The organism is Veillonella sp. 20925_1_51 (assembly GCF_041431445.1).
Taxonomy (GTDB): domain Bacteria; phylum Bacillota; class Negativicutes; order Veillonellales; family Veillonellaceae; genus Veillonella; species Veillonella nakazawae.
In genome coordinates this window covers 13,492-35,171 of the sequence record NZ_JAPVXT010000008.1, presented here as the reverse complement: position 1 = coordinate 35,171, position 21,680 = coordinate 13,492, and the positions used below count along the sequence as shown (strand labels likewise).

At 39.7% G+C, this 21,680-nt stretch carries 19 protein-coding genes; 6 read left to right on the top strand and 13 right to left on the bottom strand.

Going from position 1 to position 21,680, the window contains the following annotated elements; genetic code table 11:
- Positions 1 to 166: 166 nt before the first annotated feature.
- Entirely contained in the window at positions 167 to 973 is an 807-nt protein-coding gene (locus O3607_RS08470) for a transglycosylase domain-containing protein (RefSeq protein ID WP_371443690.1), read from the bottom strand.
- Positions 974 to 1,303: 330 nt separating this feature from the next.
- Here O3607_RS08470 and O3607_RS08465 point away from each other — a divergent pair, with 330 nt between their 5' ends.
- Positions 1,304 to 1,582 (top strand): metal-sensing transcriptional repressor, encoded by a 279-nt coding sequence (locus O3607_RS08465; protein WP_004695033.1) that lies wholly within the window; start codon positions 1,304 to 1,306, stop codon positions 1,580 to 1,582.
- 168 nt (positions 1,583 to 1,750) lie between these two features.
- Here O3607_RS08465 and O3607_RS08460 read toward each other — a convergent pair whose 3' ends face one another.
- Positions 1,751 to 2,011: an HPr family phosphocarrier protein gene (locus tag O3607_RS08460; protein WP_009352491.1), complete on the bottom strand. Its 261-nt coding sequence runs from the start codon at positions 2,009 to 2,011 to the stop codon at positions 1,751 to 1,753.
- 149 nt (positions 2,012 to 2,160) lie between these two features.
- On the bottom strand, positions 2,161 to 3,888 hold the full coding sequence (gene ptsP / locus O3607_RS08455; protein WP_371443689.1) for a phosphoenolpyruvate--protein phosphotransferase: 1,728 nt from the start codon (positions 3,886 to 3,888) through the stop codon (positions 2,161 to 2,163).
- Positions 3,889 to 4,155: 267 nt separating this feature from the next.
- On the opposite strand from ptsP, the gene dapF reads away from it, so the two are divergent.
- From dapF to O3607_RS08435, 4 genes are all read left to right on the top strand, one after another.
- Entirely contained in the window at positions 4,156 to 4,989 is an 834-nt protein-coding gene (gene dapF / locus O3607_RS08450) for a diaminopimelate epimerase (protein ID WP_371443688.1), read from the top strand.
- 61 nt (positions 4,990 to 5,050) lie between these two features.
- Positions 5,051 to 6,388 carry a Na+/H+ antiporter NhaC family protein gene (locus O3607_RS08445; protein ID WP_371443687.1) on the top strand — a complete coding sequence of 446 codons (1,338 nt, stop codon included), beginning with the start codon at positions 5,051 to 5,053 and terminating at the stop codon, positions 6,386 to 6,388.
- A gap of 79 nt (positions 6,389 to 6,467) precedes the next feature.
- Positions 6,468 to 7,382 carry a 1-phosphofructokinase gene (pfkB, locus tag O3607_RS08440; protein ID WP_371443686.1) on the top strand — a complete coding sequence of 305 codons (915 nt, stop codon included), beginning with the start codon at positions 6,468 to 6,470 and terminating at the stop codon, positions 7,380 to 7,382.
- 33 nt (positions 7,383 to 7,415) lie between these two features.
- Positions 7,416 to 9,398, top strand: a complete 1,983-nt coding sequence (locus tag O3607_RS08435; protein ID WP_371443685.1) for a fructose-specific PTS transporter subunit EIIC — start codon at positions 7,416 to 7,418, stop codon at positions 9,396 to 9,398.
- A gap of 111 nt (positions 9,399 to 9,509) precedes the next feature.
- Here O3607_RS08435 and O3607_RS08430 read toward each other — a convergent pair whose 3' ends face one another.
- A complete protein-coding gene (locus O3607_RS08430) occupies positions 9,510 to 10,088 on the bottom strand; it encodes a hypothetical protein (RefSeq protein ID WP_257846950.1) in 579 nt (192 codons plus the stop codon).
- 8 nt (positions 10,089 to 10,096) lie between these two features.
- Entirely contained in the window at positions 10,097 to 10,501 is a 405-nt protein-coding gene (locus tag O3607_RS08425; RefSeq protein WP_314108485.1) for a hypothetical protein, read from the bottom strand.
- Positions 10,502 to 10,982: 481 nt separating this feature from the next.
- On the opposite strand from O3607_RS08425, the gene O3607_RS08420 reads away from it, so the two are divergent.
- Positions 10,983 to 14,162, top strand: coding sequence for a subtype B tannase (locus tag O3607_RS08420; protein WP_371443684.1), 3,180 nt, complete (start codon positions 10,983 to 10,985; stop codon positions 14,160 to 14,162).
- Positions 14,163 to 14,318: 156 nt separating this feature from the next.
- On the opposite strand, the gene O3607_RS08415 is transcribed toward O3607_RS08420, so the two are convergent.
- The 8 genes from O3607_RS08415 to O3607_RS08380 all read right to left on the bottom strand — a co-directional run bounded on the left by O3607_RS08415 (position 14,319) and on the right by O3607_RS08380 (position 21,669).
- The gene (locus O3607_RS08415; RefSeq protein WP_371443708.1) at positions 14,319 to 15,173 is read right to left on the bottom strand and encodes an IS3 family transposase; all 855 of its coding nucleotides are present in this window, start codon (positions 15,171 to 15,173) and stop codon (positions 14,319 to 14,321) included.
- A complete protein-coding gene (locus tag O3607_RS08410; protein WP_371443683.1) occupies positions 15,137 to 15,706 on the bottom strand; it encodes a transposase in 570 nt (189 codons plus the stop codon). The genes O3607_RS08415 and O3607_RS08410 overlap by 37 nt, the downstream gene beginning before the upstream one ends.
- A gap of 107 nt (positions 15,707 to 15,813) precedes the next feature.
- Positions 15,814 to 16,749, bottom strand: a complete 936-nt coding sequence (gene cysK / locus O3607_RS08405) for a cysteine synthase A (protein WP_005385347.1) — start codon at positions 16,747 to 16,749, stop codon at positions 15,814 to 15,816.
- A 15-nt stretch (positions 16,750 to 16,764) separates the two neighbouring features.
- Positions 16,765 to 17,214, bottom strand: a complete 450-nt coding sequence (locus O3607_RS08400; RefSeq protein ID WP_004698292.1) for an Rrf2 family transcriptional regulator — start codon at positions 17,212 to 17,214, stop codon at positions 16,765 to 16,767.
- 460 nt (positions 17,215 to 17,674) lie between these two features.
- Positions 17,675 to 18,238 (bottom strand): alkyl hydroperoxide reductase subunit C, encoded by a 564-nt coding sequence (gene ahpC, locus O3607_RS08395; protein WP_004698190.1) that lies wholly within the window; start codon positions 18,236 to 18,238, stop codon positions 17,675 to 17,677.
- A 207-nt stretch (positions 18,239 to 18,445) separates the two neighbouring features.
- The gene (locus O3607_RS08390; protein WP_316417294.1) at positions 18,446 to 19,678 is read right to left on the bottom strand and encodes an ISL3 family transposase; all 1,233 of its coding nucleotides are present in this window, start codon (positions 19,676 to 19,678) and stop codon (positions 18,446 to 18,448) included.
- A 155-nt stretch (positions 19,679 to 19,833) separates the two neighbouring features.
- A complete protein-coding gene (locus tag O3607_RS08385) occupies positions 19,834 to 20,049 on the bottom strand; it encodes a hypothetical protein (protein WP_287514212.1) in 216 nt (71 codons plus the stop codon).
- 9 nt (positions 20,050 to 20,058) lie between these two features.
- Positions 20,059 to 21,669, bottom strand: a complete 1,611-nt coding sequence (locus O3607_RS08380) for a CTP synthase (RefSeq protein ID WP_295203450.1) — start codon at positions 21,667 to 21,669, stop codon at positions 20,059 to 20,061.
- Between the last annotated feature and the right edge of the window lie 11 nt (positions 21,670 to 21,680).

The window sequence follows — 21,680 nt, the reverse complement described above, 5'->3', positions numbered from 1 at the left end:
TTCCCTCTTTCTGACAAAAAATAGTATACACCTGTATAATTATAAATGCAAGCATTATTTTTATTCAATTTAGTAATATATTTCGGAATGTAACAATCTTCGCAAAAAAATCTCTGTTCGCCAATTAATTATTCATTAGCAAACAGAGATTATAAAATATATTCAATTATTCATCCACAAGACCCAAGTCTTGTTGGTATGCATAGTCTGCTTCCGCTTGTGTAATCATGCCTTGATCTACCATTTGTTCAAGCACCAGTTTTTGTCTAGCCTTAGCCCCTTTATAGTTCGTATAGGGATCCAAATAGGATGGTGCATTAGGTAGTGCTGCAAGGAGTGCACTTTGGCCTAGTGTCAATCGGCTTGGGCTCGTTCCAAAGTAGCCATGCGCAGCTTCGTAAATGCCGTAATAATTATGACCATAATATACAGTATTTAAATACATGGTGAGGATTTCTTCCTTTGAGTAGTAATGTTCCATTTCACTAGCAAGGATTGCCTCTTCCACCTTACGACTCATGATGCGTTTTGATGAAAGGAACAGATTCTTTACTACTTGCTGTGTAATGGTACTACCACCCTCTACAGTTTCACCTGCTATAGTATTGGTATAAAAGGCGCGAATAATACCGAGCACATCAATAGCTCCATGTTTATAGTACCGCTTATCCTCAATGGCGATGAGTGCATTCTTTGTATATTCTGGAATGACATCACCCTTCACCCAGTGTTCTTTAGAAACACGTTGATTAAGGGCCGCCTCTACCTTTTCTTTAAATGTAAATATTCGTATGATACGATCTGTACGGCTGAGGGTATCTTCACTTTGTTCTATGCGTTTTTCAACAGTTGTGTGAGCCTTACTTTCACGATCTGTACCTTGAAAGCTATGGTATCCGTCATATATAAACACAGCCAATATGATGACCACCACGAACACCACTAGATTTCGAAGGTAGCGAAACACTTTCATTGCTTTCACCTATTTCATAAAGGACCATAGTATACATACAGTTATTAACTAACAGTATCTACAACGCCTTATATACATATACTACTATAATGTGTATTAAATGTATTGTATCACATCAATCAAGAAGAAGATATGTATAGACCTTGCTATTATAGTTGTTAGGAAAAGAATTCTAACAATATAAAAGAGAGAATCTTACTATTTATAACCAAGCGTATATCTACATATACAGATTTAATTCATATTAGGTATACTTATTAAGTTGTATTATAAACTTTACATGGAGTATAATAGTAAAGATGATAAAAACATGCCCATTGGAGGAGTATTATGAAACAATGTATGGATTCAGAAAATCTACATCGTCGATTGCGTAAAATCCTTGGTCAAGTGCAAGCTATTGATCGAATGATTGAAGAAGACATTCCATGCGAAGATGTGTTGAGCCAAATTAATGCAGCTAAATCTGCACTACATAAAGTAGGTCAAGTAGTTCTTGAAGGACATATCAACCACTGCGTGCGAGATGGTATCGAACACGGTGACGTAGAAAAAACCATTAGCGACTTTACAAAAGCTGTAGAGCGTTTTGCAAACATGGGAAAATAAAGAAGAGGCTAAGAGGCCTCTTCTTTTTTTACAAAAAACAAGGCTCTACTAAATCGCGAAGATTCCCCGAAAAAGCAAATAAAAATCAAATCTGATTAAAGCATCCATCATATATAACTCAAAAAAAGGACTCTACATTCGTAGAGTCCTTTATATTACCACAAAGTATTAGTCGTGGTTAGTTGTTAAGAATTCGCTCAATGCAGCGAGTGCGTCATCTTCGTCAGCACCGTCAGCTGTCAATGTAACAGATGTGCCTTTTGTAGCGCCCAAAGTCAATACAGTTAAAATGGATTTAGCATCAGCTGTTTTACCGTTAGCAGCGATTGTCACTTTGGAAGCGTATTTAGCAGCCAATTGTGTGAAAGCTGTAGCAGGACGAGCATGTAAACCAGATTCGTTAGTAATTTCTACTGTTAATTCTTTCATAATAACCTCTTTCTATCTCGATAGGTAGTACCTATCCCATACGTTCTAATAGATATATTGTATCAATTTCAAGCATTTCAATTCAAGTATATTAAAAGTTATTTACTATATACTGATTCGCTTAACGTTTATCTTTAATCTATACAGAATTATAGTAAGTCTTTTTCGGCTAGTACAGATTTAGCATATTCTGTAATTTCTTCAGCTGTATCCATGGAAAGTGCTTTATTAGCCACCTCTTCACATTCTGCTTTAGAAACGGAACGCAAGATTTTCTTAATAAGTGGTATAGATGACGCTGTCATAGAGAATTCATCAAGGCCAAGGCCTAATAGAATCATAGTAGCTACAGGATCACTAGCTAGTTCACCGCACATGCCTGTAAATTTACCTTGTTCATGGCTCGCATCGATAACATGCTTGATAAGACGTAATACACCTGGATGCAATGGTTGATATAGAGAACCAATAGACTCATTCATACGGTCTACCGCCAGTGTATATTGGCATAAATCATTTGTACCGATACTGAAGAAGTCCACATATTTTGCTAAGATTGGAGAAATAACAGCCGCCGCTGGTACTTCGATCATAATGCCAACCTTGATATCCTTGTTGAATTCTTTGCCTTCAGCTGTAAGTTCTGCCTTACATTCTTCGAGCATAGCATTCGCTTGTTTCACTTCTTCTACGGAAGCAATCATAGGGTACATGATGTGAATATCACCAAAGGAACTAGCACGCAATAACGCACGTAATTGTACTTTAAAGATATCCGGACGGTTCAAGGAAATACGAATCGCACGATAACCAAGGAATGGATTCATTTCACTTGGCAAATCAAGGCATTTCAATTCTTTATCGCCACCGATATCCATGGTACGGATAATAACAGGTTGGCCCTGCATATCTTCTGCAACCTTTTTATATTCTTCAAACTGTACATCTTCTGTTGGCAATTCATCGTTTTCCATGTACAAGAACTCTGTACGATATAAGCCGATGCCTTGTGCGCCCATTGTAAGAGCGTGTTTAGCATCTTTAGACTTACCGATGTTACCGAATAATTCTACATGATGACCATCAGTAGTCTTAGCTTCAAGATTGGCAGATTCGCGCAACCGTTTCAATTCCTCTTGGTATGCAGCCGCTTGATTTGTATATTCAGTCCAATCCGCATCAGATGGATTTGTTTCCACAATACCATCTGTACCAAGTACAACAGCTTTCTCGCCATCTACGAAGCCTTCAATGTCACCAACGCCCATAACGGCAGGAATTTCCAAGGTGCGCGCCATGATAGCCGCATGAGATGTAGGACCACCAGCAGCTGTTACAATGCCTTTTACCACATTTTTATCAAGAGAAGCTGTATCAGATGGTGCCAAATCATGAGCCACCAAGATAACCTCCCCAGAAATATGGGATAAACCACGAGGATTCATGCCTAACATATTGCGCATCAAACGATCACCAATATCTTTGATATCTGCACCGCGTTCACGCATATATGGATCTTCCATACCGAGGAAGATATTCGCAAAGGTTTCAATAGTTTGAGCTGTCGCCGCTACCACATTAGTATGGCTAGTCTCAACAAGGGATTTAATACCATCAGACAAAGATGGGTCTTGAGCAATTTGCATATGTGCTTCGAAAATAGCCGCCTCTTCAGGGCCCATGTCTTTCAACGCCTTTTGACGAATTGTATCCAATTGCTTTAAGGTAGCTGCCATAGCAGAAGCGAACTTACCAATTTCCACTTCTACCTTATCCTCTGCTACAGTGTAATCAGGAATGACAATTTCCTCTTGAATATATCTATATACATTGCCTACTGCAACGCCACGAGATCCAGAAATCCCTTGAATTCGCATATGTGTTCCTCTTTCTATTACGATAAACTACATTACTCTTTATTTTATCATTTCTCTGACAAACAATAAAGTAATAGAGCCCTTTATATCCGCCCATTTAATCGTCCCACGTGGGTTATTTTTCGCTTACTTTCGCTATAATTTTATAAAGTTCCACCACATAATTAAGTGTCATTTATGATATAATAATATAGAATATATAATAATATACATATGAGACTTTCACGGGCTTCATGGTGAAAGTCTTACTTATTGATAGGAGATTTTATGAAATTAACTAAAATGCATGGTCTTGGCAATGATTTCATCCTCTTTGCCGACCCTCAAGGTGCTAACAAGGACTATACTGATTTGGCGATTCGCCTTTGCGATCGTCGTACTGGTATCGGTGCTGATGGTCTTGCCATCCTAGTTCCTTCTGAAACATGCGATGTACGCATGCGCATCATCAACTCTGATGGTAGTGAAGCAGAAATGTGCGGCAACGCCATTCGTTGCTTCGCCAAATACGCTTACGAACACGGTGAAACTACGAAAGAGACTTTCACCATCGAAACATTAGCAGGTGTAATGAAACCTACCTTGACCATTGAAAATGGTATAGTCACACAAGTTACAGTAGACATGGGCAAACCATTCTTTAAAGCCCAAGACATTCCTATGAATGTAGATATGGATAATGTTATCGACGTAGACCTCGACGTAAACGGCGAAACAGTAACGGTAAGCTCCGTATTACTCGGCGTGCCGCACACAGAGGTGTATATCAATGACATTACAAAGGCACCTGTAACGACACAAGGTCCTATCATTGAAAAACACGATGCATTCCCATCCAATACAAATGTTAACTACATTGAGGTAGTAAATGATAAGCACATCAAGGTTCGCACATGGGAACGCGGTGCTGGCGCTACACTAGCATGCGGTACAGGCTCTTGTGCCTCTGCTGTTATGTCCTTTGAAAAGGGCTTAACCGGTCGCGAAGTCGATGTAGAGCTCTATTTAGGAACATTACATATTTCATACTTGGAGGATGGCACGGTGCTCATGACTGGCCCTGCTGAGGAAGTCTTCGAAACAGAACTTCCTATTGATTAAGATGAAGTGGTTACAACTCATATTAAATGCGTTTCTAAAGTATCAACAAGGCCGTTCTCTAATGCCGAAAAATACGGAGTCGCTCATAGGTTTACTCATATCCATCCTCGTCATTATCATCGCCGTAGCTAACGGTATTGCTATTGGTTACGCCTTAATAGTGATATGGTGCATCATGGCCTATGTATTCTATCGCAAAGGATACCAACCAAAAGAACTGCTAAACCTATCATGGACAGGTGCTAAAAGCTCGATTGTGGTAATGCAAATATTCTTGCTTATCGGTTGGCTCATTGCTATGTGGCAAGCAGCAGGCATCATCCCTATGATTATCGCCACCGGCATCGACTTGATTGATCCGTCCCTCTTTATTGCTTGTGCCTTCTTAATAACAGCGATTGTTAGCATGCTATTAGGTACAGCTTTCGGTACTGTAGGCACCATAGGCATTGTATTCATCACGATGGCAAGAGCCGGTAATATTCCAGAGGATATCGTAGCAGGTGCCATTATAGCCGGTGCGTACTTTGGTGATCGCAACGGCCCATTGTCATCTAGCGCATCACTGGTAGCAGCCTTAACACATACTAAGGTTTCTAGTAATATACCAATTATGTTTAAAGCGGGACTACCTGCACTTGTTATTTCTACAGTGCTCTACCTAATACTGTCCCAGTGGTTCCCGCTAAACTATGAAAATAGTTTACTATCCGATACAATCCACTTTATCTTCAATATTGATTGGACATTGTGGATTCCAGTGATTATCGTCATCGCTTTATTGCCTTTGAAAGTATCTATCCGTTGGCCTATCGGCGTCAGCGCATTAGCCGCAGCCATTCTGGCTTATACTAATCAAGGGGCTACCCTTTCTGATTTAGGCTGGTATACCTTAACAGGCTTTAAACTACCACATTATAATCCACTAGCAGATATCATTCATGGCGGTGGGCTGCAAACAATGTTCATTCCTACCCTATCCATCTTTATGGCTACTGCCATTTCAGGCATGCTCGAAGGGGTTGGCTTCTGGAATGATCTTAGACAACTATTAGAGCGAGCTAAAACGCGGAGCGATGTATTTGCTGCCAATGTAGGCCTCGCACTCTTAACCGGCGCTGTTGGCTGTAGCCAAGCTATTGCGGTTGTAATGACACATTCTATTATGCGTATTACCTACGCTCAACGGGGTATTCAAGATGAAGATGTGATGCTCGACTTTGAAAACAGTGGCATTCTCATTGCTCCACTATTACCATGGAACATCGCCGCTTATGTACCTATTGTTATGATGGGTACTAGCACAGCTGGCTATGTGCCATTCGCCTTCTTCCTATACCTCGTACCACTCCTTTACTGGTTACGACTACGGAATCAAGATCAATCAATCATAGGCTAATTACAAAATCAATCAAATTTACGCTAATTACAAGATTAACCAATCATAATCTAATAATTTATCTTAAAGGGGAATTTGTATGATTTACACCATTACCTTTAACCCAGCCCTCGATTATATCGTACGACTTGATCACCTCAAGACGGGCACCATTAATCGCACCACCCAAGAATACGTACTTGGTGGCGGCAAGGGTATTAACGTATCTATCGTTCTTAACAACTTGGGCATGGATACAACGGCACTCGGTTTCATCGCAGGATTTACAGGTGAAGAAATCGTTACGCAGCTCAATAGCTTTGGCGTAAAAGAAGATTTCATCCGTCTTCGCGAAGGTTTAACTCGCATCAATGTTAAGGTGAAAGCCTCTGACGAAGAAACAGAAATTAACGGCCGTGGACCAATTATCTCGGATGAAGAATTAGAAGCACTTTACAAACAGCTCGATACATTGACAGATAAGGATACACTAATCCTTGCAGGCAGCATTCCTTCTAGCTTACCAAGCGATATGTACGAGCTCATTATGGAGCGCTTGCAACATAAAAACATTCGCATCGTCGTAGATGCTACAAAGGATTTACTTACACGAGTATTGCCATACAAACCGTTCTTGATTAAACCTAACAATCATGAGCTTAGCGAAATCTTTGGTCGCCCCCTTTCTACAAAGAAGGACCTCGTAGAAGCTGCCAAAGCATTGCAAGAGAAAGGCGCACAGCATGTGCTTATCTCCATGGCTGGTGATGGAGCTATCTTGGTCGCAGCTGATGGCACTGTATATACAAGCCCTGCACCAAAGGGAACGCTCGTAAATTCTGTAGGCGCTGGCGATTCCATGGTAGCAGGCTTTATTACAGGCTTTGAAAAGACAGGCGACCTACAAGAGGCTCTATACTGGGGTATCTCCAGTGGCTCTGCCTCCGCTTACTCTGAAAACCTCGCTACACTGGCAGAAGTAGAAGCATTACTTTCACAAGTACGAGTTAACTAGTTTTACATTTTATTTGCATCAAGGAGTACACATATGCAAATCACTGATTTATTAAAACCTCAATCCGTCCTGCTAAATGCAGACCCTGTTACAAAGGCTGACGCCATTTATACCTTAGGCGAGTTAATGGAAAAAAGCGGTAACCTCATCGACAAAGGTGAGTACTTAGCAGCCGTTTTCGCTCGTGAAGAATCTGGCTCCACCGGCCTTGGTGACGGTATTGCTACACCACATGCTAAATCTGCAGGCGTAAAAGAAGCAGGCCTAGCAGCTATGGTTGTGCCTCACGGCGTAGACTTTGAAGCACTCGACGGCCAACCTTCTCGTTTATTCTTCATGATCGCTGCCCCTGAAGGCGCTGCTGATACTCATGTAGAGGTATTGAGCCAATTAGCTATGATGGTTATCGACCCGGATTTCAAAGAAGCCCTCATCGCTGCACCAACTGTAGAACGTTTCTTGGAGCTCGTAACAGCTAAAGAGCAAGGTAACTTTGACCCATCCGTTGAAGGATATATCAAACAGCCAGAATCTCAAGAGACTCCAAGTATTACCGATGCTATCGAAGCTAAAGCTACGGAAGCTATCGAAAAAGTGGCTCCTAAGATTTCTGTAGATAACCCGCACTACGATGTATTGGCTGTAACTGGTTGCCCTACTGGTATTGCTCATACCTACATGGCTGCAGAATCTTTAGAACGAAAAGCCAAAGAAATGGGCATTTCCTTAAAGGTTGAGAAAAATGGTGCTTCTGGTGTTAAAGATGCTCTTACAGCAGAAGAAATTGCTCATGCTAAATGCATCATCGTCGCTTCTGACCGTCAAGTAGAAATGGCGCGCTTTAACGGCAAACCTATGATTCAAACTAAGGTTGCGAACGGTATCAATAAAGCAGAAGAGCTTTTAACCGAAGCCATGGCTGGCACAGCACCTGTATACCAAGCATCCGCGGCAGACCGCGAAGCTGCTGAAATTGCTGCTAGCGCATCTGACAGCGTAGGTCGTCAAATCTACAAACACTTGATGAACGGCGTATCTCACATGTTGCCATTCGTTATCGGTGGCGGTATCTTGATTGCCCTTGCATTCTTGTTCGATACATTTGATCCTGCGAACCCTAAAAACTTCGGTTCCGGCACACCTTTATCTGGCTTCTTAATGCAAATCGGTGGCGCATCCTTTGGCTTCATGTTGCCTGTACTCGCAGGTTACATTGCAATGAGTATTGCGGACCGCCCAGGTCTTGTAGCTGGTTTCGTTGGTGGCTTATTGGCTAACCAAGGTGGCTCTGGTTTCCTTGGCGCATTAATCGCCGGCTTTGCAGCAGGTTATTTAGTATTATTAGTTAAAAAATTAGTCTCTGGTTTACCTCAAGCGTTAGAAGGTACAAAACCAGTTCTCTTCTATCCTGTACTTGGTGTATTGTTCATAGGTCTTGCCATTACCTTCGTAATCAACCCTCCTGTATCTGCACTTAACCACTGGTTAATGGACTCCTTGCAATCCATGGGTACTACTAGCCGCGTATTGTTAGGTCTCATCTTTGGTGCTATGATGTCCGTTGATATGGGCGGTCCTGTAAACAAAGCGGCTTACGTTATCGGCACTGGCGCACTTGCTACTGGTGAATATGGTATTATGGCGGCTGTAATGGCAGGTGGTATGGTTCCTCCATTGGCAATCGCTCTTTGTACTACATTCTTCCCTAGCCGCTTTACAGAAGCAGAACGTAAATCTGGTATCACTAACTACATCATGGGCCTCTCCTTCATCACAGAAGGGGCTATCCCATTTGCAGCGGCTGATCCAGTTCGCGTATTACCAGCTTGCATCATCGGTGCTGGTACAGCTGGCGCATTGTCCATGTTCTTCGAATGTACATTACGCGCTCCTCACGGCGGTATCTTCGTAGTACCAACAATCGGTAACCCACTCCTATACCTTGCATCCATCGCAATCGGTTCCGTTGTGGCTTGCTTCATCTTGGCACTTGTAAAACCAAGCCTAAAAAAATAATTGTAAAAGCTAGTTTAATACTAGTACATATGACAAAAACGTACATAAGCTAAATAAGTACATATAGCAAAAGGACTAGAACAAAATGTTCTAGTCCTTTTCTTATGTAAACTATCGACTTACATCATCATAAAATATGCCAAATACTTTCTTGAAAACTCGATTTGCTACATGATAGCTTTCAAAATCAAAGTCAGTCGGTGTTAAAAATGTAACATGCTCATACCCTTTATAACCTGGTTGTGTAGGTTTACTTTCACCATTAAGAGTATAATCCTGTTGCGCCTTAACAGTACCTACAATACCAGATTCATCCATTTTAAGATTCCATATATCATTTAAACTAAAATCAGGAAATCGTTGTTTAAACTCTGGCATTTTTGCTACTAAATTGGCAAAGGAGTAATTTAAGTTATAGTCATACCGAATTGTGTATTCCCGAATCAAATCAGAAGACGGTAATACAACGTATATCTTAGTCTCTATACTTTTTGTACGTGCATCGGTAGATATATCTCGAAGTGTGCTCAACTCAATATATTTACCATCTCCACCACCTGTGTCACCTTTAGAAACGATATGTTCAAAACGACTTGTATCTTGTAGCTCAGCATTAGAAACAGCTTTTACAGAATTAAAAGAAATACACCAAATACATAGTAGTGCCATAAAAAATAAGAAACGTTTCATAAGGCACCTCATTTCACCACAATATCATCAAAATGCTGCTGATATGCAACGACAAACATGGCATCTGCTATAGCAAAGAGATCTTGATCGAAACGACTGCGATCAAGCGGTCGTGATTGATGTAGCAATCTAGCTGGGCTATTAATCACAGTGCCATCCCAAGTGTATCGTTTGACCGCTTGTAATTCAATTTGTATACCAGACTCATCTTGTGCAGCCTTAATCACTGCATACATAGCTGGTGATGATTTTACACTCTGTTGAGCTTGTATTAGACTAGCTAACGAGTAATTCGTATTATAGGTGGCAGTCAATTCATATTCCGTAATAGCCTCACCACGAGCCCGCTCGCTAACAGAATAAATAATACCTTTCAGCTTATAATGTGGAGCTGCATACTCTAAACTTTCCACAGAATAGGTATTTAAAAAGAATACATCCCTATTACTTGAATTATCATCATAAGAATATGTTTTCTCATATACATTTTTAAACTGGGGCGAACTATTTAACTCATTAATCGATATCGCTTGTGTCTGTATGGTAAAAGTAGCTAGTACCATACAGGCTAGCAAGAATTTTCTAAACATACTCTCTCCTTTATAATTGAAATTCCGTTAAATTACAAAAAGCATATCATATTTTATAGAAAGATGTACACATACGAAAAATGCCATTTCAAATCATTATAGATAATATAAAAGTAATGATCACTATTGTACGTACTTTAAATTTATTTATATTTTTCTAAGTTTATCTTCTTCGTACTCATCCAGTATTCATCTATCCTTCTATAAATTGTACAAATATATCGATTTATGTTAAACTATATAAATATAAATAAATTTTAAAATTATAAATTATTTTTTTCAATTCTAGTTCGGAGAGTAATTCATGAAATCATCTAGGAAACGTAAGGTCACTGCCGCATTTTTTGCAGCAGCAGCGTTGGGTGGTGTTGCCCACGCAGCCCCTACCCTCAACATGAATGATTTAGTAGGTTCGAACACTACCACTGAATCAACGGCTCAAGGCAATAATAATATTGCTACTCCAGTCGTACGACCTATGGCAACTCAGCCTACCCCTGTAACTACACAATCAGTTCCAAAGGTAACACCTTTAATACCGCGTGTACGTCCAGTACCTGTAAACGATATTGCGAAAGCTTTATCAGATCAACAACGGGCTGTTTCACAACCACAATATGTTGTTAACAAACAAACTAATGCTGTCATGGAACCAACATTGGCCATGCATAGCTTGATGAACGTACAACGTAAAACTGAACCTGTTACAGTACAAAAACAAGTTGATGGCAAACAGCAAGTACAAACGACACAGGTACAACGTACTCCTGTAATGGTTCAACAAGAATCTACAACACCTTTAGTTATTGCTAATACAACTCAAACTAAAGCCGTTGTAGCAAAACAAAAATTAACTATTCGAGATATTCAACGTGCAGAACGTGAAAGATTAGCTCAATTAGCAGCAGAAGAAGCGGCGCAACAAGCAGGTACAAACCAAGTTGATCAGCAAATGGTTGCTCAGAAACAAGCTGAAGCTCAGCGTCAAGCTGCAATTCTAGCAGAACAACAACGTCAAATGGCTATGCAAGCGGAACAGCAACGGATTGCACAGCAACAAGCTGAGGCTCAACGTCAAGCGGCTTTAAAAGCAGAACAAGATCGTATTGCAGCTAAACAAGCGGAACAACAACGTATCGCTGCAGAGCAAGCTGAAGCTCAACGTCAAGCGGCTTTGAAAGCGGAACAACAACGTATCGCAGCAGAGCAAGCTGAAGCTCAACGACAAGCGGCTCTAAAAGCGGAACAAGATCGTATTGCAGCAGAACAAGCTGAAGCTCAACGACAAGCTGCCTTAAAAGCTGAACAAGAGCGTATCGCAGCAGAGCAAGCTGAAGCTCAACGTCAAGCGGCTTTGAAAGCTGAACAAGAACGTATCGCTGCTGAACAAGCTGAAGCTCAACGCCAAGCTGCCTTGAAAGCTGAACAAGAACGTATCGCTGCTGAACAAGCTGCTCGCCAACGTGCAGAAGCTGCTGCTAAAGCTGAGGCAGAACGTCAAGCGGCTATAAAAGCTGAACAAGAGCGTATCGCAGCAGAGCAAGCTAAAGCTGAACGTGAAGCGGCACTCAAAGCTGAACAAGAACGTATTGCTGCTGAACAAGCTAAAGCTGAACGTGAAGCGGCACTCAAAGCTGAACAAGATCGCATTGCAGCACAACAAGCAGAAATGGCTAGACAAGCTGCAATCAAAGAAGAGCAAGAACGTTTAGCTGCTGAGCAATTAGCAAAAGAAGAAGCTGAATCCGCTGCTAAAGCTCAAGCTGAGGCAGAAGCAAAAGCTAAAGCCCAAGCTGAAGCTGCTGCTAAAGCTCAGGCTGAGGCAGAAGCAAAAGCAAAAGCTAAAGCACAAGCTGAAGCTGAGGCAAAAGCTAAAGCCGAAGCTGAGGCACAAGCTAAAGCTCAAGAAAATAAATTACCTCAATCTTATGTAGATGCTCGTAATGAAGCTTCCACCAAAGGTGCTGGTGTAACGGAAGAAAAAAATATTCTTTCTCAACCAATAGAACCACCATTGCAGGCCGATACATCTGCGAAGATTAGCCTTGCTTTCGACGTGAAGAATTATGAATCCATGTCTACTACTGCAGATAATAAGGAAATCAAATATCGCGCCTTCGAATATATCCCTTACGTGGCTAATCCAATCGATATCGATCAACAGTACATGAACATTTATGTACCAGAAGAATACTTCAACAATGGCACTATAAATGGTTACAATACGCAAACAGCCCCTATCTTCATGCCAAATGCGGTAGGTGGTTATATGCCAAGCCAAGCTATGACTCCAAAAGTAGAAAATGGCAAACCTAATAGTGTTCTTTACGCATTATCCCGTGGCTATGTAGTAGCTTCCCCGGCTACACGCGGTCGTACAAATAAAGCATCCGATGGCAACTTTATCGGTAAAGCGCCTGCAGTTATTGTTGACTTACAAGCTGCCACAGCATACTTACATGCTAACGATTCCACAATGCCAGGTAATGCAAATCGTATCATCACTAATGGTACAAGTGCTGGTGGTGCTGTATCCTTATTGCAAGGTGCCACTGGTAACAACTCTGACTTCCAACCATATTTACAAGCATTAGGGGCTGCTACAGCGGCAACCAATGTATATGCAGTTTCTGCCTATGCACCTATTACAAACCTTGATGCGGCTGATATGGCCTATGAATGGAGCTATAAAGGTATTACATCTTTCAATAAAGTAACGATGGGCCAAGGTGAATTGCCTCAAGCCAACGTAGGTGGCAATACAGCTCCTCCACAACGTACAATGCAACGTGTAAACTTGAATGCTGATGATGTAGCATACTCTAACTTACTAAGTGAACACTTCCCAGAATACATAAATAACTTACAATTACATGACTCCATGGGGCGTGTATTGAAACTAGATAAGAATGGTAATGGTACTTTCAAAAATTATGTGAAAGCATTTATCATCGATGCAGCTAATAAAGCACAAGCCAAAGGTACTGATTTATCTAAACATACATACCTTGTACGAGATGGCAAAACAGGCGCGATCAAAGACATCAACTGGGAAGCTTACAACCAATTTGTAAGCCGTTCTAAAGCACCAGGTGCATTTGACTCCCGTTCTAATGACTCTGGCGAGAATAACCTATTCGGTACAAGTGCTACAGATAATAATCACTTTACAATTACTGCTGCATTACACGATACAACACCGAACCAAGATGTATACGTAGAAAATGCTAAAATCGTTACTATGATGAACCCAATGAACTATCTCGGTTCTCCAGCAGCGACAAATGCACGCTACTATCGTATCCGCTATGGTACAGCTGATAGCAATACATCCGTAGCCATCCCATTGATCGTAGGTACACGTGCTCAAAACCTTGGGTACAACGTAGATATGGCAACACCATTTGGTGTAGACCATTCTGGCGACTACGATTTAGATGAATTATTCAACTGGATGGATAATATCGTTAAAAACGGTAGATAATAACAACTAAATACATACCATAACAAAAAAGGAGCTACCTAGTAGCTCCTTTTCTTTATGTTAAATTAAATATCTCTAACATAAACTTCCACTATGTTAAGCACGAAAAAGCCCCTCAAATGATATGTACCCATTTTCCTGGACACATATTATTTACTAGCCTAAACACATGGATGCTTCCCTGTATTTTACAGGAGGCATCCATTTTGTTTTTTTCTGGATCCTTTTGTTGTTGTAATAGTTAATGTATTCTTCTATTGCTACTGCAAAAGCATTAAATGATGAATATTCTGTTTCAAAACCATAATATATTTCTGTTTTCAATCTACCAAAAAAGGTTTCCATCACAGAGTTATCATAACAATTTCCTTTTCTAGACATAGACTGAATAATGCCATGTTCTTTAAGTGCTTGTCTAAAATAGTTATGTTGGTATTGCCAGCCTTGATCAGAGTGGAAGATTAATCCCGAAAGATTCGTAAACTTCTTAAATGCCTTCTCTAACATACGAGAAATTTGTTCTAAGTTGGGCCTTAATGCTAAGTCATAAGCAATAATCTCATTCGTATTCATATCTAAAATAGGTGACAAATAGCATTTTCCCCACGAGAAATTAAATTGAGACACATCAGTAGTCCATTTTTGTAATGGTGCAGTTGTACTAAAATCTCTATTGACGATATTTTCTGCTACCTTACCGACTTTCCCTTTGTAAGAGTGATACTTTTCTTTCGGTCGCTTTCCTGCGAGTCCCATACAATGCATAAGTCTTTGTACTCGTTTATGATTAACTACAAAACCTCGATTAAGAAGCTCCCGATATACACGGCGTACACCATACCGCCCTTTATGTTCTGTAAAAATCTTTTGAATTTCATCTTTTAGCTCTGTATTTCTTTTATCTACAAGATCTACTTTAGTAAGTTCAAAATAATAGGTAGATTTGGACATTGGCATAGCTTTCAAAAGATGTTTTAGTTGATAGCCTTGCTGGCGAAGCGTTTTGATAATCGCTGCTTTTTCGCCTTGAGTCGCGCAGCCTCTTTTTCTTCTCTCAAGGCAATCTCTTTTTTTATGACTTCATTTTCAGCTTTAATATACGCAATTTCAGCACGTAAGCGAATGAGTTCTTCATATTCACTCTCATTCAGTGTTCGAGGTGAAGTATTCTTTGGTAGTTTCATTTTGGAATCCTTTAATGGTCGCCCTTTAGATTTATTGATAAGACCATTGTATCCCAAAGTTTTGTATTTATGAACCCATTGATACAGCTGCCCAGAATTAATACCAGCTACAATAGCTACTGTTCTCAATCCTTGTCCAGAGAGGACTTGGCATACCAAACTATATTTCTCTTCTGGAGTCCAATACTTATTAGTCCCTCGATTTTTATTAATGTCCGGGCCATGATGCTGCTCTAGTTTAACCCAGTCTCTTATTAGTCTATGAAATGTATCTGTTGTTACACCGTTAGGTGTCTTAGGCCATTCACCTCGATAGAATAATTCAATTGCTTTCCTTTTAAATTGATAACTATATCTCATGAAAATACCCCCTTTACTGGTTGTCCAGTAAAGGGGGTACATATCAAAAACGAGGGGCTTTGCTATATTAGGAAAGCATATTCACAGCTTTCACCAATCATATTCTATTATACTTCTGGGAATAATGCTGTGGACAAGTAGCGTTCACCTGTATCAGGAAGAATTACTACGATGTTTTTGCCTTTATTCTCAGGACGTTTAGCCAATTCTTGAGCAGCCCAAAGAGCAGCACCAGAGGAAATACCAACTAGGATACCTTCTGTATGACCAAATGCTTGAGATGTAGCAAATGCATCATCATTAGTTACTTGGATTACTTCATCATAAATGGAAGTATCTAAAGTATCAGGAATGAAGCCAGCGCCTAAGCCTTGGATTTTGTGAGGACCAGGTTTGCCATTGGACAATACTGGGGAATCAGTTGGTTCAACAGCCACAATTTTTACGTCAGGGTTTTGTTCTTTTAAATAACGACCTGCACCAGTCAAAGTACCGCCTGTACCAACACCAGCTACGTAGATATCTACTGTACCATCTGTATCTTGCCAGATTTCAGGACCAGTTGTTTTATAGTGAATTGCTGGGTTTGCTTGATTTACGAATTGACCCGCCTCGATGGCACCAGCTGTAGCTGTTACGATTTCTTTAGCTTTTGCAATAGCACCTTTCATGCCAAGAGAGCCATCAGTCAACACAAGTTGAGCACCATAGCCAAGCATCAATTTACGGCGTTCGATGGACATTGTTTCTGGCATTACAATTACAACTTTATAGCCAAGAGCAGCACCAACAGCGGATAAACCGATACCAGTGTTACCAGATGTAGCTTCTACGATTGTACCACCTGGTTGTAATTCACCAGATTCAACAGCTGCTTGAATAATTGCTGCAGCAATACGGTCTTTTACAGAGCCACCTGGATTAAAGTATTCCAATTTAGCAAAAATATTTGCATCTGCGCCATATTTTTTACCAAAACGTGTAGCTGCCAACAAAGGTGTTTTACCAATTAATTCAACGAAAGATTTTGCAATATTAGACATAATAGTTACTCCTTATTAAATAGAACCATCCCAATTATCATATTTTGTATCAAGTTTAGCGTAAGTTCCATCAATTACATCTTGAAGAGTTACGTTTTCTAGATAATCATGAATATAGTTTTGTAATCCTGCCCAGAAACCAACAGTTCTTTCATTGATTACTGTATCAGTACTCACCCCTTCATCAAGAGTGGAGATGATAGCCATGGATTCTTCCGTGGCAAGCAAAATTTCAATAATAGTGTACTCTTTAGGGCTTTTAGATAAGCGATAGCCTCCGTATTTACCACGAATACTATCCACTAGGTTAGCGGCACCCAAACGAGCCACAATACCCTCAAGGTATTTCTCAGATATACCTTGTCGTTCTGCAACGGATCGCAAAGAAACCGGTTTATCCTGACCTTGCTCTGCTAAATCGATGAGAACCATCAATGCATAGCGACCTTTTGTGGAAATCCTCATATATCTTGCCTCTCTTTATAAAAGTTAGTGCTAACACACCCCATGTTATAAAACACTCATCCTACTTCATTTATAAAACCTTGTATATCAATAGGAATTAATTTCATTATAGACCACTAAATTCAAAAATGCAAGAACTTATTTCCTACTTTTACAAAGGGATATTTAAAACCCTTATATTTATTGGTCTAAGCCTATATTATTGATTTATTTTATTCTATTATTAGACTAGCAATCACACATATCGATACATTAACTATTTTACATAACACAAAAGGACTAGCCCGAAGGCCAGTCCTTTTGCGTATAGTTTGTAGTTTGTTATATGAGGTTTACCATGATGAATTGGAGAGGGTTCATCTGGTATTGGGACTTACCGTATCGTCAGGAAAACGATGCGCGCCCGTTTTGTCATTTGAGGAGTTGTCTAGATTATTCTAGCGTCTAAGTTATTTCTAAATTAGATTTTACCTACTAGATCAAGACCTGGTTTCAATGTGTCTTTACCTGGTTTCCAACGTGCAGGACACACTTGGTCACCATGTTTTGCTACGAATTGAGCCGCTTGTACTTTACGAACCAATTCTTCAGCAGAACGGCCGATACCCATATCATGGATTTCAGCTGTACGAACGAAACCTTCTGGATCTACTACGAATGTACCACGGTAAGCCATAGCGGATTCTTCTTGGAATACGTCGAAGAAATCAGCTAATTCATGTTTTTTATCAGCTAACATGTAGTACTCGATTTTATTAATGCTTGGAGAAGCATCAGACCATGCTTTGTGAACAAATTCAGAGTCACAAGATACGGAGTAAACTTCGCAACCTAGTTCTTTCAATTCTGCATAAGAGTTTTGTACGTCTTCTAATTCTGTAGGGCAAACAAATGTGAAGTCTGCTGGATAGAATACGAAGATGGACCATTTGCCCAACACATCGGCAGTACTAACTTTTACTAATTCAGGTTTTTTGAAAGCATCTAGAGTAAATTCAGGAAGTTGTTTACCAATAATAGACATGTTATGTCCTCCTTAATTGAGTTCCAATGTAACAATTATATTATTATCAGTGTACTTATCACCAAATCTATATCTATATCTATCTTTGTCTATATAATAACAAATATCATTCAAGATTGCAAGTGTTATTTTTAAATTTATCGATATATTTTTCCAACATTTATCGATATGAATAAAAAAGAGGCTCTCTGTCAAATGTTGGGGTATTCACCCTACGAGTCTTCTTTGGCACCAATCATAGTTATGGTTGGTGCCATTCTTTTTGCTCAAAAGTAGAATACGTACTCTAAATCTACCAAAGTGGCGAAGTCCATAGCTTATCCGTTTTAATACTTTAATTTTGTTGTTAGTTCCTTCTGTGTATCCATTAGAATATGGAAGTAAGAATGCATTAGTTAATTGCGTCATCCATGCAGGAAATGATGTAAAGAAGTTATTAAATTCATTTAAGCCAGATGCTTTTACTAATTCCAACCAATGCGTTAAATGTGCAGCTATTCTTTGTTTACCATAGATTGAAAAGATTTTTCTAAAAGAAAGTTTTAAAGCATATGCTTTTCGTAAATCATCAGATATTCTGAGTATTTCACATAGTTTAATATGTTCGGCTTCCGTTAAATGGTCTGGATGCTTCATTAGTACACGTCGATTCTGTTTTAACATACGTGAATAAGCAGCCAGTTTATGTTGCTCACGCTTTCTAACTCGCTCTACCGCCCAATCTACAAGTCGACATACATGGTATCGATCACAGATAATATGCGCATGTGGAAATAGCGCCTCCATGATGCGCTTAAATTGTATGGACATATCCATTACAATAAACTTAACTTGTAGGCGATCCTTATGTTTAAATGATGCAAAATAGTGGATTAATGCTTGCGTATCACGTTTCGGTAAAATATCTAATATTTCATGTGTATCTGGATTAGTTAAATTAACTTGGTATTGGTAGCCTTCTGCATTTCCTTTAAACTCATCAATACCAATCACAGTGGGTAAGGTCTTGGGCTTAGGTATAGTAATCATAGAGCAATAACGTAATACTGTAGTAATAGATGTATCACACTCGTTAGCAATAGCTGTATAGGTTACACTTTCAGTAAGTTTATCAAATAGCATTCTAATATTAGTTACACTTAGTTGCATATGTTTTCGTACAAATGGATTGCTTTCAGCAAAAGAATGACCACAATGCGGACAAATATACCGACGCTGTCTGTATTTTCCAATTAGTGGACCTCGTTGTACTTTTCCAAACTTTACAGTACGTATGCGGTAATCCTTAATATGCTTTGTGCTTTCTCCACACTTTGGGCAAATATGTGATGTTGCTGGTAATTCTATGTCAAAAATAAATATTCCGTCTAATTCATAGCTATTTGTAATATATTCTTGTTTTACATTATGTAAAAATTCAGTATAATCAGTAGTAGGCATATAAGCTCACATCCTTTCTTTAGGACTTTGACACTTTTATTGTAAAGCATGTGAGCCTTATATGCTTATTTTTTTGCAAAAAAATAATGTTGGAAGTGACACCGTAGTGGTGTCACCCCAACATTTATTATAGAGCCAAAAAAGAAGAAAGATGCTCATTTCTGAGCATCTTTCTTCTTTTTACGAACTACAATAGATTTACTACTTACAGTAGAATGATCAAAAGCGATTAAACCCGCTATATTAGCAAGCCCTCTCCGTGCTATGTGACCAGTTGTAGATTGTTCTTTTCCAGATTTACCATATACAAACTGCTCTAGTTTGAGTGCAGCTAATATAAAGATACCTATAATAGATAAAAGAGATCCCATGGCTCTACTCTATTTTTTTAGTTCCAAAATCGCATCTACGAAGCCGCGGAATAATGGATGTGCATTATTTGGACGGGATTTAAGTTCTGGATGCGCTTGTGTACCGATGAAGAATGGATGGTTCTTCACTTCCACACTTTCTACAAGACGACCATCTGGTGATGTACCGGAGATAACAAGACCAGCATCAGTCAATTGTTGACGGTATTCATTATTGAACTCATAACGATGACGGTGACGTTCATAGATCAAGTCTTCACCATAAGCTTCATGAGTTTTTGTACCTGCTTCTACTTTACATGGATAGATACCAAGACGCATTGTACCGCCTTTTTTATCTACATCAACTTGATCGCTCATCAAGTCGATTACTTTGTATTTAGCATTTTCGTCGAATTCGCTAGATGTAGCACCTTCCATACCGCATACGTTGCGAGCAAATTCCATTACTGCAGATTGCATACCAAGGCATAATCCAAGGAATGGAACATTGTTTTCACGAGCATATTGAATTGTGCGGATTTTACCTTCTACACCACGGGAACCAAAACCGCCTGGTACTATGATACCATCAACACCTTCATACACTTCTTTAGGATTTACAGATGTATCATCTAGTTCTTCGGAGTCAATCCAACGAAGGTTAACTTTAGTACCTGTAGCGATACCAGCATGATCTAGAGCTTCAACTACGGATAAATACGCATCATGTAATGCTACATATTTACCAACGATAGCAACTGTAATGTCTTTACTAGGGTTCAAGATTTTATGAACCATTTCTTTCCATTCAGTCATATCGCAAGGGCGTTCTTCAAGGCCTAATTTTTTGATAACAATATCATCAAGACCTTGATCTTGCATCATCAATGGTACTTCATAGATGGAGCTGCAAGTTTGGTTTTCAATAACTGCTTCTGGTTCTACGTCACAGAATAAAGCAAGTTTTTCTTTCATTTCATCAGAAATGTGTTTTTCGCTGCGGCATACCAAGATATCTGGTTGAATACCAATGCTGCGCAATTCTTTTACGCTATGTTGTGTAGGTTTAGTTTTCAACTCGCCTGCTGCATTGATGTAAGGCACCAATGTTACGTGAATGTAAAGTACATCATTACGACCTACGTCTTTTTTCACTTGGCGGATAGCTTCCATGAATGGCAAGCTTTCAATATCACCTACAGTACCACCGATTTCAGTGATAACTACATCTGCGTTATCCTCTTTACCTACGCGGTACACGTTTTGTTTGATTTCATTTGTAATGTGTGGAATAACTTGTACAGTGCTGCCCAAGTAATCACCTTTACGTTCTTTATTGATTACAGACCAGTACACTTTACCTGCTGTAATGTTGGAACGTTTACTAAGGTTAATATCGATAAAGCGTTCATAATGGCCTAAATCAAGGTCAGTTTCAGCACCGTCATCTGTTACGAATACTTCACCGTGTTGGTAAGGGCTCATCGTACCAGGGTCAATATTAATGTATGGGTCAAATTTTTGAATCGTTACATTGAAACCGCGGTTTTTAAGCAAGCGACCCAAGGATGCTGCTGTAATCCCTTTACCAAGAGAAGAAACAACGCCGCCAGTTACGAAAATATACTTAGTTGCCATGATGCCTCCCA

Bases quoted from the DNA above. Each gene is read 5' to 3' on its own strand.
- O3607_RS08430 (WP_257846950.1), bottom strand. From the start codon at position 10,088: ATGAAACGTTTCTTATTTTTTATGGCACTACTATGTATTTGGTGTATT.
- ahpC (WP_004698190.1), bottom strand. From the start codon at position 18,238: ATGTCTATTATTGGTAAACAACTTCCTGAATTTACTCTAGATGCTTTC.
- cysK (WP_005385347.1), bottom strand. From the start codon at position 16,749: ATGTCTAATATTGCAAAATCTTTCGTTGAATTAATTGGTAAAACACCT.
- O3607_RS08385 (WP_287514212.1), bottom strand. From the start codon at position 20,049: ATGGGATCTCTTTTATCTATTATAGGTATCTTTATATTAGCTGCACTC.
- O3607_RS08420 (WP_371443684.1), top strand. From the start codon at position 10,983: ATGAAATCATCTAGGAAACGTAAGGTCACTGCCGCATTTTTTGCAGCA.
- O3607_RS08435 (WP_371443685.1), top strand. From the start codon at position 7,416: ATGCAAATCACTGATTTATTAAAACCTCAATCCGTCCTGCTAAATGCA.
- O3607_RS08465 (WP_004695033.1), top strand. From the start codon at position 1,304: ATGAAACAATGTATGGATTCAGAAAATCTACATCGTCGATTGCGTAAA.
- O3607_RS08380 (WP_295203450.1), bottom strand. From the start codon at position 21,669: ATGGCAACTAAGTATATTTTCGTAACTGGCGGCGTTGTTTCTTCTCTT.
- O3607_RS08445 (WP_371443687.1), top strand. From the start codon at position 5,051: ATGCCGAAAAATACGGAGTCGCTCATAGGTTTACTCATATCCATCCTC.
- pfkB (WP_371443686.1), top strand. From the start codon at position 6,468: ATGATTTACACCATTACCTTTAACCCAGCCCTCGATTATATCGTACGA.
- O3607_RS08460 (WP_009352491.1), bottom strand. From the start codon at position 2,011: ATGAAAGAATTAACAGTAGAAATTACTAACGAATCTGGTTTACATGCT.
- dapF (WP_371443688.1), top strand. From the start codon at position 4,156: ATGAAATTAACTAAAATGCATGGTCTTGGCAATGATTTCATCCTCTTT.
- ptsP (WP_371443689.1), bottom strand. From the start codon at position 3,888: ATGCGAATTCAAGGGATTTCTGGATCTCGTGGCGTTGCAGTAGGCAAT.
- O3607_RS08400 (WP_004698292.1), bottom strand. From the start codon at position 17,214: ATGAGGATTTCCACAAAAGGTCGCTATGCATTGATGGTTCTCATCGAT.
- O3607_RS08390 (WP_316417294.1), bottom strand. From the start codon at position 19,678: ATGCCTACTACTGATTATACTGAATTTTTACATAATGTAAAACAAGAA.
- O3607_RS08410 (WP_371443683.1), bottom strand. From the start codon at position 15,706: ATGAGATATAGTTATCAATTTAAAAGGAAAGCAATTGAATTATTCTAT.
- O3607_RS08470 (WP_371443690.1), bottom strand. From the start codon at position 973: ATGAAAGTGTTTCGCTACCTTCGAAATCTAGTGGTGTTCGTGGTGGTC.